Here is a 12,392-nt window from a genome sequence, read left to right as displayed (position 1 = left end):
CAGCGGTCCGCCGCGCGCGGCCGTCACGCGACGCCGGCCGGTTCGGCGGTAGAGGCGGCGAGCCGGTCGGCCAGGTCGGCGGGAGGCGTGAACCGGTCGCCGTACCGCTCGGCCAGCTCGGCGGCGCGGGCCGCGAAGCCGGCCGGGCCGCCCGCGTACTGCCGGACGTAGCGGATCACGCCGCCGGTCCAGGCGGGGAAGCCGATGCCGAAGATCGAGCCGATGTTGGCGTCGGTCTCGGTACGCAGCACCCCCTCGTCGAGGCAGCGCAGCGCGTCCAGCGCCTCGGCGAAGAGCATCCGCTCCTGAAGGTCGGTGAACGGCACCGCCCGACCGGCGTCGGTGACCAGGTCGGCGAGGCCTGTCCACAACCGACCCCGGACGCCGTCGTCGTAGGAGTAGAAGCCGCGTCCGGCCGCGCGGCCCGGCCGGTCGTACGCGTCGACCAGCTCGTCGACGAGCCGGTGCGCGGGCAGCGGCAGGTACTCCGCACTGGCCGCCTCGAACTGACGCCGGATCCGCTGGATCAGCGTGAGGCTCACCTCGTCGGCCAGCGCGAGGGGCCCGGTCGGGTAGCCGGCCTGCAACGCGGCCTGCTCCACCGACGCGGCCGGTACGCCGTCGGCGACCATGCCTACCGCCTCGTCGATGAACCGGCCGATGACGCGGCTGGTGAAGAAGCCCCGCCCGTCGTTGACCACGATGGGGGTCTTGCCGATCCGCCGGCCGAGATCGAATGCGCGGGCCAGGGCCGCGTCCCCGGTCTGCTCGCCGACCACGATCTCCAGCAGCGGCATCCGGTCCACGGGGGAGAAGAAGTGCATGCCGATGAAGTCGGCCGGCCGGTCCACGCCGGCGGCCAGCTGAGTGATCGGCAGGGTGGAGGTGTTGGAGGCGAGCAGCGCGCCCGGCGCGAGCACCGGCAGCACCTCGGCGAAGACTGCCTTCTTCAGGGCCGGGTCCTCGAAGACCGCCTCGATGACGGCGTCGCAGCCGGCGAGGGCGTCCACCTGGTCGGTGGTGGTGATCCGGTCCAGCACCGCCCGGGCGTCGGCCTCGGTGGCGCGGCCCTTGCGGACCCGGCGGGCCAGCAGTCGTTCGGCGTGCTCCCGGGCCCGCCCCGCGGCCTCCGGTGACACGTCCCGGACCACCACGTCGAGGCCGGCGCTGGCGCAGGCGTACGCGATGCCGGCGCCCATCATGCCGGCGCCGAGCACCGCCACCCGCCGCACCGGCGCAACGTCCACGGACGGTCGGGCGGCGCCGCCGTTGACGGCCTTCAGGTCGAAGAAGAACGCGCCGATCATGTTCTTGGCGACCTGCCCGGTGAGCAGGCCGATCAGGTGCCGGGTCTCCACGGTGAACGCGGTGTCCAGGTCGACCTGCGCGCTCTCCACGGCCGTGGCCAGGATCGCCTCCGGCGCCGGCAGCCGGGCGCCCTTGAGCTGCTTGCGCAGCGTGGCCGGGAAGGCGGGCAGCTGCGCGGCCAGGGACCGGCTGGCCGGGGTGCCACCGGGCATCCGGTAGTCCGGCCGGTCCCACGGCTGCAACGGGCGCGGGTTGGCGGCGATCCAGGCCCGTGCGCGATCCAGCATCTCCGCCTCGGTGGCGACGACCTCGTCGACGATCCCGGCGGCCAGGGCGTCGGCCGGGCGCATCCGCCGGCCGGTGAGCAGCACGGTGGTCAGCGCGCCGGCCAGGCCGAGCATCCGCACCGTCCGGGTGACGCCGCCGGCCCCGGGCAGCAGACCCAGGGTCACCTCGGGCAGCCCGAGCCGCGAGTCGGGCGCGTCCAGCGCGATGCGGTGGTGGCAGGCGAGGGCGATCTCCAGGCCGCCGCCGAGCGCGGAGCCGTTGACCGCCGCGACGACCGGGCTGCCCAGCGTCTCCAGCCGGCGCAGGTCCCGCTTGATGGTGCCGAGCAGCTCCGCCAGCGCGGGCGCGTCCTCGCGGGTCGCCCGGATCATCTCGGGCAGGTCGCCGCCGGCGAAGAACGTCGACTTCGCGCTGGTCACGATGACACCGGTGAGATCTGGCTCGGCCTCCAGCCGGTCGAGCACCTCGCTCATCGAGGCCACGTACGCCCGGTTCATGGTGTTGGCGGACTGGTCGGGGTCGTCCAGGGTGAGCGTGACGATGCCGTCGGCGCCGCGGTCGTACCGGATGGTGGTGGTCATTGGTCTTTTCCCCCGGGTCAGCAGCGCTCGAGAACGGTGGCGACGCCCATGCCGCCGCCGATGCAGAGGGTCACCACGGCGCGGCGCAGGTCGCGGCGCTCCAACTCGTCCAACGCCGTGCCGAGCAACATGGCTCCGGTGGCGCCCAGCGGGTGGCCGAGAGCGATCGCGCCGCCGTTGACGTTCACCCGGTCCGGGTCGAGGCCCAGGTCGCGGACGTACTTGAGCACCACCGCGGCGAACGCCTCGTTGATCTCGAACAGGTCGATGTCGTCGACTGTCAGGCCGGCGATGGCGAGCGCCTTGTGGGTGGCCGGGATCGGGCCGGTCAGCATCAGCGTCGGGTCGGCGCCGGTGACTGCCGCGCCGACGATCCGGGCGCGCGGGGTGAGGCCGAGGTCCTGCCCGACCTGCTCCGAACCGATCAGCACCAGCGCCGCGCCGTCCACGATGCCGGACGAGTTGCCCGCGTGGTGGACGTGGTCGATCGCCTCCAGCCAGTGGAACTTCTGCAACGCGACAGCGTCGAAGCCGGCCGCCTCGCCCATCGTGGCGAAGGACGGAGTGAGCCGGGCGAGGGCCTCCCGGGTGGTCTCCGGCCGCGGGTGCTCGTCGACGGTGAGGATGTCCAGCCCGTTGCCGTCGCGGACCGGCACGACCGAGCGGGCGAAGTACCCGCCGGCCACCGCCTTGGCGGCCCGCTCCTGCGACCGCAGCGCGTAGCCGTCCACGTCGTCGCGGGTGAAGCCCTCCATGGTCGCGATCAGGTCGGCGCTGACGCCCTGCGGCACGAACGACGTGGCCAGCGCGGTCTGCGGGTCGGTGGCCCAGGCCGCGCCGTCGGAGCCCATCGGCACCCGGGACATCGACTCGACCCCGCCGGCCAGCAGCAGGTGCTCCCAGCCCGAGCGGATGCGCGCGGCGGCCGAGTTGACGGCCTCCAGCCCCGAGGCGCAGAACCGGTTGAGCTGCACCCCGCCCACCTCGTCGGGCAGCCCGGCCAGCAGCGCGGCGGCCCGCGCCAGATCGCCGCCCTGCTCGCCGACCGGGGTGACGATGCCGAGCAGCAGATCCTCCAAGCGGCCCACGTCCAGGCCGGGGTTGCGCTCGCGCAGCGCGTCGATCAGGCCGACCACCAGCGAGATCGGCTTGACCCCGTGCAGCGCGCCGGTGTCCCGGCCGCGTCCGCGCGGGGTGCGGACCGCGTCATAGACGTACGCCTCAGAGGGCACGGGCGATCAACTCCTTCATGATCTCGTTGGTGCCGCCGTAGATCTTCTGGACGCGGGCGTCGGCGTACATGCGGGCGATCGGGTACTCCGTCGTGTAGCCGTAACCGCCGAACAGTTGCAGGCACCTGTCGATGACCTCGCACTGCCCGTCGGTGAGCCACGACTTCGCCATCGCCGCCGTGGCGACGTCCAGGTCGCCACGGGTGTGCCGGACGATGCAGTCGTCCAGGAAGACCCGGCTGACCCGGGTGCGGGTGGCGCACTCGGCGAGCACCATCCGAGTGTTCTGGTGCCCCATCAGGGTCTTGCCGAAGGCGGTGCGTTCCTTGGCGTACGCGACGGTCAGCTCGACCGCGCGTTCCATCGCGGCCACCGCGCCCACGCCGATGACCAGCCGTTCCTGCGGAAGCTGCTGCATGAGCTGGATGAAGCCCAGCCCCTCGGCGCCGCCGAGCAGGTTGGCCGCCGGCACCCGGAACGCGTCGAAGAACAACTCGGCGGTGTCGTTGGCGTGCAGCCCGATCTTGGACAGCAGCCGGCCCCGGCGGAAGCCCTCCGGGTCGCCGCCCACCTCGCACACCAGCAGCGAGACGCCTGCCGCCCGCTGCTCGGGGTCGGTCTTCACGGCCACCAGGATCAGGTCGGCCAGGCCACCGTTGGTGATGAACGTCTTCGCGCCGGTGACCAGGTAGTCGTCGCCGTCGCGGACCGCCCGCGTGCGCATCGCCTGGAGGTCCGAGCCGCCGTCGGGCTCGGTCATCGCGATCGCGCCGACCAGCTCACCGCTGCACAGGCCGGGCAGCCACCGTCGCTTCTGCTCCTCGCTGCCGTACGCGACGAGATAGCCCGTGACGATGCCACTGTGGACGGCCAGCCCGAGGCTGCTCTCGCCGGTGTACGCCTGCTCGTGCAACAGCACGGCCTCGTGGGTGAAGCCGCCGCCCCCGCCGCCGTACTCCTCGGGGACCGACAGGCCGAGCAACCCCAGCTCACCGGCCCGCCGGTAGTGCTCGCGGTCCGGGTGACCCTGCGCCAGCAGGCGGTCCGTGTGCGGCAGCACCTCCTTGGTGAAGAAGGTGCGGGCCAGGTCGGCGAGGTCGTCGTGCTCAGGTTCGCGCCAGGGCGAGGGGGAGCCATCGGGCGTCGGCATGTGCACCACCCTCGCGCGCTGTTGGCGGCATGTCAATAAGTCTGGATCAGCAGCCGGGCACAGGCTTGCGGGTCGTCCGCGAAGGGCAGATGTCCGCAGCCCGCCAGCGGCACGTGCCGGGCCACCGGCAGCGCCGCGCGGGCCCGCCGGGCCTGAGTGGCGTACGGCAACACGAGATCGCGCGTACCCCAGGCGACAGTCACGGGGATGTCGTCGAGCGCGCCGGCCGTCTCTCGACGGAGCTGCCATCCGGCGAACGCGGCGCGTGCCACCGCGAAGCCCGGCGCGTCGGCCAGCGCCGCCGCCGAGTCGACGCACTCGTCGGGGTCGAGGTGACCCGGGTGGCCGTAGAAGAGGCCGCAGAATGCCACCCGCCCGGCCCGGCTCGCCAGCAGCCGGGGCAGCGCCGGCCGCAGCCCGCCAGCCGCTGACCGGGCCCCGCCGACCGCCAGTTGACACCAGCGCCGCCCGACCGGCCCCCAGAACCCGATCGGCGAGAACGCGGTCACCGAGGAGGCCAGCCCGCGTCGCCCCAACTCCAACGCGATGCCGCCGCCGAGCGAGTTGCCCGCAACGGCGGGCCGGCGCACGCCCAGCGCGTCCAGGAACGCCACGACCCGATCCGCCAGGTGCTGCACCGAACCGGGGGTCGCCCGCGCCAACGGCTCCGGTGGTTGTGGCGGGCTTGGTGGCTCCGCTGGCTCGGGCCACGGCGGGGAGGCGCCGAAGCCGGGGAGGTCCAGCGCGATCACGTCGCGGTGCCGGGCCACCTCGTCGAGCACCGGCTCCCAGACCTGCCACCGACTACCGATGCCGTGAATGAGCACCAGCGGCGGTCCATCACCGCGCCGCGAGTGAGCGAGCCAGTCCGGGTCCCCACGGTGCATCCACCCACCCTCACACGCCGGATAGTCACCCCGGCAACCCCGATCACGTCGCGGTCGTGCCCCCAGCCGCGTCGATCATGAAGTTGTGGTGCCCGACGAAAGGGAAGCATGCCACCATATTGCCCACCATGAGTCCATGATCGACGCAGGCTGGCCGAGGTGGGGAGGGGGAACTACGCGGGCTCGTCGCCGTCGGTGGGGCGAGGTGCACGGTGCTCGGCGATCCACGCCTCCACGTCGGCACGCAGCCAGACCTTCATGCCGCGTAGCTCCTGGTAGGGCTTCGGAAAGCTCGGCCGCATGGCGATCTGCTGAAACCGGCTCCGGGACACGTTGAGCCGTTGACCGATCTCGTACGGCCCCATCAGCTCGCCCGGCCCCTCATCACCCACACCTGGACACTAGGCACGTTCGCGTATCCCCGATCGGGGGTCCCCGAAAGGGGGTCGCCATATTGACAGGGGGTGCGTTCCTGGCTGAGAGTGGTCAGAGCATTCCTCCTGCTGCACGAGCGGAGCAGTGGGGGCGTCGTTCAACGAAGGGCAGGCCGATGGATCAGGCGACGGAGTTGGCGTGGCTTCGGGAGCGGGTCGGGGGATTGGAGACGGCGCTGCGCTGCGCACGGAGAGAGTTGTTCGATCTCCGTTGTCGGCTGACGTTGATCGGCCGGGTCGTGCAGGACGTCGACCGGGTGCAGCGCGCTCCCGGGGTCGCGGTTGGTGCGATCAATGCAGCGCTCTACGCCGAGACGTCCAACCTGCGGCATCTCGGCCGGCACCTGATTCGGCGTCGGCGCGGAATTCAGTGATCACTTGATGCTCAGCAGCTCAGGAGCGGCGCTGACAACTGGTGAGCATCAAGTGATCAAGGTGAGGGTGGCGGCTTGCTAGCTGCGGGCCGGATCACGTCGTGCCGAGGCCGCCAGTCGCTCGGCCAGTGCGACGACGCGGTCGCGGAGTTCGTCAGGGCGTTCGATGACGAACGGCAGGTCGAGCGCGGCGAGCACGCCGGGCAACCAGTCGAGACTCTCTGCCCGGATCTCCACGTCCTGCCAACCTTCGTCCGCGCCCTCTCGCACCTCGGCGATGCTGGCCGGTAGTCGCCTGCGGATCTGCTCGACTGTTCCTTGGATCCGCAGCGACACCGCATGCTGGTACGGCGCTCGTGCCATCGACCGGAGAAGGTGCCCGGCCGGATCGTTTCCGGCGGGCGGCTCGAACGAGCCCGGCAGGGGTCGCGCGTGCGTGATGCGGTCGAGTCGAAAGGTTCGCTCCTCGCCGATCGCCGGATCGATCCCGGTGGCATACCACCGCCCGGAATGGTTTACCAGGCCGAACGGATGCAGCACGCGGACGCTACGCCTACCGTCGCCCGAGGTGTATTGCAGCGAGATCGGCCGGTGATGGCGGACCGCCTCGGCGACGGCGAGCAGTACCTCGGTCCGCGGCGCGGGGAAGTCAGCGGGTTCGGCGGTGAAGGCGAGGGACTGGAGCGCGGCGTCCAGCCGGTCCGCGGTCCGCGACGGCAGGACGCGACGGATCTTCGCGGAGGCTGTTTCGCCAGCGGTGCCTGTTGCCGTCGCCAACCCGGCACGGCGGCCGGCAATCAGGCCGAGGAGGACGGCCAGGGCTTCGTCGTCGCTGAGCATCAACGGCGGCAGCCGATAGCCGGCGGCGAGCCGATACCCGCCGTAGCGGCCGCGCACCGACTCCACCGGCAGGTCTAGGTCGACCAGGTGATTCACGTAGCGCCGCACCGTGCGCGGTTCGACGCCAAGGCGCTCGGCAAGCTCGGCCATCGTCCGGACGCCGCCGGACTGCAGGAGCTCCAGCAGTGCGAGCACCTGGGCTGTCGGTCGTGCCACGGTCTGAACGTTATCAAATACTGGACCGAATCTGTCCAGTATTTGTTCTAGCGTTCTCTCGACAGACCGCACTGAGCAGGGAGAAGACATGGACTTCGTCTCCATCCGCATCATCACCGACGAGATCAACCGCCTGGTCGGCTTCTACGAGAAGGTCACCGGCGTGCAGGCGGCCTGGGGCAACGAAAACTTCGCCGAGTTGCGCACCGCCCACTGCAGGCTGGCGATCGGCACCACCCGCACGGTTGCACTGTCCGCGCCCGGCTCAGCCCGCCCGGCCGACAACCACAGCGTGATCATCGAGTTCCTCGTGGACGACGTGGATGCGCTCTACGAGAGGCTGAAGAGCGTGGTGGAGGAATTCGTGAACGAGCCCACGACCATGCCCTGGGGTAACCGGACACTGCTCTTCCGCGACCCGGACGGCAACCTGGTCAACTTCTTCACTCCGGTGACCCCCGCCGCGATCGAGAGGTTCCGCAGTTGATCGGGCGGCTTGGACAGGGCACGGGGGACGTCGATGCCGAAGCCGGCGGCGTGAGCTGCCGCTAGGGTCGGGCAGATGAGTGTCGACACGGCTCCGCGCCGCCGCAGGTTGGAGCCGGACGCCCGGCGCGGGCAGATCCTGGCCTGCGCTGTCCGGCTGTTCGGCGAGCGCCCGTACGCGGATGTGTCGACCACCGACGTCGCCCGGGAGGCGGGCGTCGCCCGGGGCCTGGTCAACCACTACTTCGGCACCAAGAAGGACCTCTACCTGGAGGTCGTGCGGGTCATGGTGACCATCCCGGAGGTAGCTGTGGAGCGGCTGCCCAAGGGAGATCTGCGGACCCGGGTGGATGCCAGCGTCACCTGGTTCCTCGACGTGGTGTCCCGGCACAGCACCTCGTGGCTGGGGGCGGTCACCGCCCGGGGGATGGGCGGCGACGCCGACGTGGAGCGGGTGCTCGCCGAGGCGGAGGAGGTGGCGGCCGACCGGATGCTCGTCGCCGTCGGGCTGGCCGAGAAGGCCAAGGACCACGAGGAGCTGCGGGGGATGGTCCGGGCGTACTGCGGCCTGGCGACGTCCACCGCCCGGGAGTGGCTCCAGCGCGGCGCGTTGACCCGCGCCCAGGTGCACCTACTGCTCACCACCACCCTGCTGACCATCGTGGAGCAGGTCGTCCCGCAGGTCATCGCGGCCGGCGACCCGTCCTGACCACGGCCGCCGGAGGCCCTTTCAGCGACGCCAGAACTGGCGAGGCGCGAACCCGTCCCGTCGCAGCCAGTGCTCGGTGTAGACGATCCGCTCCGCCTCGACGACCACGAGGGTGTCCTCGGGTGGCTCGGACAGCGGTCGCCCCCGCTCCGCGTGTTCGTTCTCCCAGCGGAACGCCGACCAGTAGTGCGCTCGGTCCGGATCCTCCGGACCGAGCACCCGGGCCGTGCCGAACAGTTGGGCCCCGCGGCTGCTCGCCAGCCCGACCAGGGGCGCGAAGATGCCGACGGACACGCGTGGATCGGCAGCGATGTTGCGCATCTTCGGCGAACGGGGCGCGGCGGTGAAGAGCACCGCGAAGTCGAGCGGGTAGTACCGCACCGGCGTGGCCAGCGGCCCGTCCGGACCCGTGGTCGCGAGCACGCACATGTTCTGCGACGACAGCAGGTTGCGGATGCGCTCTTCGAGCCGTTCGCGGTCGAGCCGCTTCGCCGGCGTGGGCCCGGCAAGCCACGGATTCGTCACCGGCAGGAAACCGTCGCGACCATGGCGAGCACCCTACCCACGTGGCCCGCGTGGACGGCCACGGGCTCGGCGGGTGCGGGCGCATCGTTGGCGGGCCGCCAACAAGCTGTTACGGTCGGCCGCACCGCCGAGGGAGCCCGCCATGACCGACAGCGCAGCGACCGCCCGACCTCCCCGTCGGGTGCGGGTGGCGATCATCGGCTCCGGGTTCGGCGGGGTGGCGGTGGCCGCCGCGCTGCGTCGCGCCGGCGACGCGGACGTGGTGCTGCTGGAACGGGCCGACCGGATCGGCGGCGTCTGGCGGGACAACACCTACCCGGGCTGCGCCTGTGACATTCCGGCGCCGCTCTACTCGTACTCCTTCGCGCTGAACCCGGACTGGTCGCGGCGCTTCCCGCCGCACTCGGAGATCCTGGACTACCTGCACCGCTGCGTGGCCGAGCTGGGGCTGGCCGACAGTGTGCGGTTGCGTACCGAGGTCACCGACGCGTCGTGGGACGAGGCCGGCGCGTGCTGGCGGCTGCGTACCGCCGATGGCGCGGAACTGACGGCGGACGTCCTGGTCCCGGCGGTCGGGCAGCTCTCGCGGCCGGTGGTGCCGGCGCTGCCGGGCGCGCAGCGGTTCGCCGGACCGGCGATGCACACGGCCCGGTGGGACCCGGCGGTACGGCTGGACGGCACCCGCGTCGCGGTGATCGGCACCGGTGCCAGCGCGGTGCAGCTGGTGCCGGCCATCGCGGACCGGGCGGCCCGGGTCACCGTCTTCCAACGCACTCCGCCCTGGACGCTGCCCAAGCCGGACCGCCGGCACGGGCGGCTGGGTCGGGCGCTCTACCGGCGGGTGCCGGCGCTGATGCGGGTGCCCCGGGCCGCGTTCTGGTCGGTCACCGTGCTCACCGGGCTGGCGGTGACCGGCAACCGGGCCGCCGCGGCGGTGCTGCGGGGTGTCTCGCGGGCGCAGCGGCGGTGGCAGGTACGCGACCAGGAGCTGCGCGCCCGCGTCACGCCTGTCGAGCCGATGGGCTGCAAGCGGGTGTTGTTCACCAACGACTGGCTGCCGGCCCTGGGCCGCGACGACGTCGAGCTGGTCACCGAGGCGATCGTCGAGGTGACCGAGGACGGCATCCGCACCGCCGACGGCCGCGCCCACCCCTGCGACGTGCTGGTCTACGGCACCGGCTTCGCGGCCACCGACTTCCTGGTGCCGATCCGGGTCACCGGACGCGCCGGCCGTCAGCTCGGTGAAGAGTGGCGCGACGGCGCGTACGCGTACCTCGGGATGGCCGTGCCCGGCTTTCCCAACCTCTTCCTCATGTACGGCCCGAACACCAACACCGGCAACACGTCGGTGATCTACTTCCACGAGGCGCAGGCCCGGCACATCGCGCAGGCGGTCAGCCTGCTCGCCGCCGGTGGCGAACCTCTGGAGGTGCGCCCCGAGGTGGCCGCCGACTACGACGCGGAGCTGCAACGTCGCCTCGGCGCGAGCGTGTGGACCGCCTGCCGGAGCTGGTACCGCACGACCACCGGCCGGATCGTCACCAACTGGCCGGGGATGGCCGCCGAGTACCGCCGCCGTACCGCCCGGCTGGATCCGGCCGACTACGGCCGCAGCGGCTGGTCGGGTCCTGGACGCTGAATCTGACCGGCCCCCCACGGCGGCCGACGATCGCCGTGGTGGTGACACAGAGCACCCGCGAACGCAGCTGCTGAAATAACCGTAAGGCTTATGCTTATTTCAGCGGTGCGGGGGTCGGTGGCACGCCCGACCGGCGGCTCACGCGTCATCGAGGAGGAGACATGACCACAACTGCCCTGTCCTACGAGGTCCTGGTCCTGGACGGCCCGGTCCGGGCCGGAGAGCAGCGCATGCCGGACGGCTCGCCCATCCACTTCAACCCGACAGCCACCACCCTGATTTCGGGGGCCGAGGAGGCGCTGCTGGTGGACCCGCCGTTCACCCACGAGCAGATCGCGACGGCGGGAGACTGGATCGAGCGGTCGGGCAAGCGGCTGACGGCCATCTACGCCACCCACGGGCACGGCGACCACTGGTTCGGTGCCCCCGAGCTGGTCAAGCGTTTCCCCGACGCCGTCACCTACGCGACGCCCGGGACCATCGAGGTCATGCACCAGCAGGCCACTGTCGGGCGTCAAGAGGTGTTCGACAAGGTCTTCCCCGGGCTGATCCCGGAGTCGCCCGTCGATGCCGTTCCGGTGCCGCCCGGCGGAATCCTGCTCGAAGGCAACGTCGCCCAGCCGGTCGAGACCGGGCACACCGATGGCGACCAGACCACTGTCCTGCACGTGCCGTCGATCGGTCTCGTGGTGGCCGGCGACGTCGTCTACAACGGCGTCCACCAGTACCTGCTGGAAACCGTCAACGGTGGCCTGCGGGAGTGGCTCAAGGCCCTGGACCGCGTCGAGGCCCTCGCGCCCCGGGCGGTCGTCGCCAGCCACAAGAACCGCAACCGCCCCGACGACCCGTCGAGCATCGACGAGACCCGCAGGTACCTGCTGAACGTGGAACGGCTGTTGGCGGAGAAGTCGACGGCCCTTGAGTTCTTCGACGCGATGATGGAGCTCTATCCGGACTGGGTGAACCCGGGGCCGCTCTGGTACGGGGCGCTCGGCCTGATCGGAAAGTGACCTGACCATGCCGCCGGCATCCGATTCCGCGCTGTGGCCCGCCACCGCGAGGTACGACCTCGACCCCGCTCCGGGCGGCCTCGGGCTCGTCCAGGACCTGCTCAACACGCTCCCGGCCGGTGCGCCGCGCCAGCCGGATCTCCTCGACGATCTCGACAGCGCCACGCAGTGGGCGCACGATGTCGCCGCCCGGTGGTCGACGGTCACCGGGCGGCCGGCACCGGACGTGACGCTCGACCCGGCGGGCCTGCGGGCGCTGCGGACCTTCCGCGACGAGCTGCGGTACGGGATCGACGCCAGGCTGCACACCGCACCGGAATCCGGGCCGCCCGAGCCGGCGCCGGCCCCTCGCGCCACAGGCGCCACACTGCGGCTCGACGGGAACGGCTCGGTTCACCTCGAACCCGCCGGAGCCGGAGCCGACCTGCTGGTCTCCCTCGTCCTGGCGGAGCTGTTCGAGGCGCAACTCACCGACGTCGGCCGGCGGATCAAGACCTGCCGCAACCCGCGTTGCCAGGTCGCGTTCTATGACCGCTCGCGTAACAACAGCGGGGTCTGGCACTCCGTACGCGTCTGCGGGCTCCCGACCAACCTGCGCGCCCACCGGGCCCGCCGTCGACAGGCGGACTGAACAGGCCGTGCGCGCCGCGTCGGCTCAGGCCGCCCGGCGGTCGCCGGCCTGACCGGCACGCGCGGCGCGGCCGGTGCGCGCG

The 12,392-nt window shown here is 71.9% G+C and carries 13 protein-coding genes; 6 read left to right on the top strand and 7 right to left on the bottom strand.

What is annotated here, in order from left to right; genetic code table 11:
* Window positions 1–23: 23 nt before the first annotated feature.
* The 5 genes from B0E54_RS31125 to B0E54_RS31105 all read right to left on the bottom strand — a co-directional run bounded on the left by B0E54_RS31125 (window position 24) and on the right by B0E54_RS31105 (window position 5,838).
* Window positions 24–2,177: a 3-hydroxyacyl-CoA dehydrogenase NAD-binding domain-containing protein gene (locus B0E54_RS31125; protein WP_234591375.1), complete on the bottom strand. Its 2,154-nt coding sequence runs from the start codon at window positions 2,175–2,177 to the stop codon at window positions 24–26.
* 17 nt (window positions 2,178–2,194) lie between these two features.
* The gene (locus B0E54_RS31120) at window positions 2,195–3,409 is read right to left on the bottom strand and encodes an acetyl-CoA C-acetyltransferase (protein WP_234591372.1); all 1,215 of its coding nucleotides are present in this window, start codon (window positions 3,407–3,409) and stop codon (window positions 2,195–2,197) included.
* Complete coding sequence (locus tag B0E54_RS31115; protein ID WP_234591370.1) at window positions 3,399–4,559, bottom strand: acyl-CoA dehydrogenase family protein; 1,161 nt, start codon at window positions 4,557–4,559, stop codon at window positions 3,399–3,401. The genes B0E54_RS31120 and B0E54_RS31115 overlap by 11 nt, the downstream gene beginning before the upstream one ends.
* 32 nt (window positions 4,560–4,591) lie before the next feature.
* Window positions 4,592–5,446, bottom strand: a complete 855-nt coding sequence (locus B0E54_RS31110; RefSeq protein WP_234591367.1) for an alpha/beta fold hydrolase — start codon at window positions 5,444–5,446, stop codon at window positions 4,592–4,594.
* A 173-nt stretch (window positions 5,447–5,619) separates the two neighbouring features.
* Window positions 5,620–5,838, bottom strand: a complete 219-nt coding sequence (locus B0E54_RS31105; protein WP_234591365.1) for an AlpA family transcriptional regulator — start codon at window positions 5,836–5,838, stop codon at window positions 5,620–5,622.
* A gap of 158 nt (window positions 5,839–5,996) precedes the next feature.
* Here B0E54_RS31105 and B0E54_RS31100 point away from each other — a divergent pair, with 158 nt between their 5' ends.
* A complete protein-coding gene (locus B0E54_RS31100; RefSeq protein WP_234591363.1) occupies window positions 5,997–6,254 on the top strand; it encodes a hypothetical protein in 258 nt (85 codons plus the stop codon).
* Window positions 6,255–6,332: 78 nt separating this feature from the next.
* Here the strand turns inward: B0E54_RS31100 and B0E54_RS31095 are convergent, their stop codons facing one another.
* Window positions 6,333–7,310, bottom strand: coding sequence for a YafY family protein (locus B0E54_RS31095; RefSeq protein WP_234591361.1), 978 nt, complete (start codon window positions 7,308–7,310; stop codon window positions 6,333–6,335).
* An 88-nt stretch (window positions 7,311–7,398) separates the two neighbouring features.
* Between B0E54_RS31095 and B0E54_RS31090 the strand changes: the two genes are divergently transcribed.
* Window positions 7,399–7,797, top strand: coding sequence for a VOC family protein (locus tag B0E54_RS31090; protein ID WP_234591359.1), 399 nt, complete (start codon window positions 7,399–7,401; stop codon window positions 7,795–7,797).
* A 75-nt stretch (window positions 7,798–7,872) separates the two neighbouring features.
* A complete protein-coding gene (locus B0E54_RS31085) occupies window positions 7,873–8,505 on the top strand; it encodes a TetR/AcrR family transcriptional regulator (protein ID WP_234591355.1) in 633 nt (210 codons plus the stop codon).
* Window positions 8,506–8,526: 21 nt separating this feature from the next.
* Here the strand turns inward: B0E54_RS31085 and B0E54_RS31080 are convergent, their stop codons facing one another.
* On the bottom strand, window positions 8,527–9,036 hold the full coding sequence (locus tag B0E54_RS31080) for a pyridoxamine 5'-phosphate oxidase family protein (protein ID WP_234591377.1): 510 nt from the start codon (window positions 9,034–9,036) through the stop codon (window positions 8,527–8,529).
* Window positions 9,037–9,172: 136 nt separating this feature from the next.
* Between B0E54_RS31080 and B0E54_RS31075 the strand changes: the two genes are divergently transcribed.
* From B0E54_RS31075 to B0E54_RS31065, 3 genes are all read left to right on the top strand, one after another.
* The gene (locus B0E54_RS31075; protein ID WP_234591353.1) at window positions 9,173–10,669 is read left to right on the top strand and encodes an NAD(P)/FAD-dependent oxidoreductase; all 1,497 of its coding nucleotides are present in this window, start codon (window positions 9,173–9,175) and stop codon (window positions 10,667–10,669) included.
* A 161-nt stretch (window positions 10,670–10,830) separates the two neighbouring features.
* Window positions 10,831–11,679: an MBL fold metallo-hydrolase gene (locus tag B0E54_RS31070; protein WP_234591350.1), complete on the top strand. Its 849-nt coding sequence runs from the start codon at window positions 10,831–10,833 to the stop codon at window positions 11,677–11,679.
* Window positions 11,680–11,686: 7 nt separating this feature from the next.
* Window positions 11,687–12,310: a CGNR zinc finger domain-containing protein gene (locus B0E54_RS31065; protein WP_234591348.1), complete on the top strand. Its 624-nt coding sequence runs from the start codon at window positions 11,687–11,689 to the stop codon at window positions 12,308–12,310.
* Window positions 12,311–12,392 lie beyond the last annotated feature (82 nt).

Origin of the sequence: Micromonospora sp. MH99, from assembly GCF_021442385.1 — a bacterium.
Taxonomy (GTDB): Bacteria; Actinomycetota; Actinomycetes; order Mycobacteriales; family Micromonosporaceae; genus Micromonospora.
This window is presented reverse-complemented; position numbering and strand designations above follow the sequence as displayed.

Excerpts from the sequence above, each read along its gene's own strand:
- B0E54_RS31100 (WP_234591363.1), top strand. The coding sequence starts at position 5,997 with ATGGATCAGGCGACGGAGTTGGCGTGGCTTCGGGAGCGGGTCGGGGGA.
- B0E54_RS31070 (WP_234591350.1), top strand. The coding sequence starts at position 10,831 with ATGACCACAACTGCCCTGTCCTACGAGGTCCTGGTCCTGGACGGCCCG.
- B0E54_RS31115 (WP_234591370.1), bottom strand. The coding sequence starts at position 4,559 with ATGCCGACGCCCGATGGCTCCCCCTCGCCCTGGCGCGAACCTGAGCAC.
- B0E54_RS31065 (WP_234591348.1), top strand. The coding sequence starts at position 11,687 with ATGCCGCCGGCATCCGATTCCGCGCTGTGGCCCGCCACCGCGAGGTAC.
- B0E54_RS31125 (WP_234591375.1), bottom strand. The coding sequence starts at position 2,177 with ATGACCACCACCATCCGGTACGACCGCGGCGCCGACGGCATCGTCACG.
- B0E54_RS31110 (WP_234591367.1), bottom strand. The coding sequence starts at position 5,446 with ATGCACCGTGGGGACCCGGACTGGCTCGCTCACTCGCGGCGCGGTGAT.
- B0E54_RS31090 (WP_234591359.1), top strand. The coding sequence starts at position 7,399 with ATGGACTTCGTCTCCATCCGCATCATCACCGACGAGATCAACCGCCTG.
- B0E54_RS31075 (WP_234591353.1), top strand. The coding sequence starts at position 9,173 with ATGACCGACAGCGCAGCGACCGCCCGACCTCCCCGTCGGGTGCGGGTG.
- B0E54_RS31085 (WP_234591355.1), top strand. The coding sequence starts at position 7,873 with ATGAGTGTCGACACGGCTCCGCGCCGCCGCAGGTTGGAGCCGGACGCC.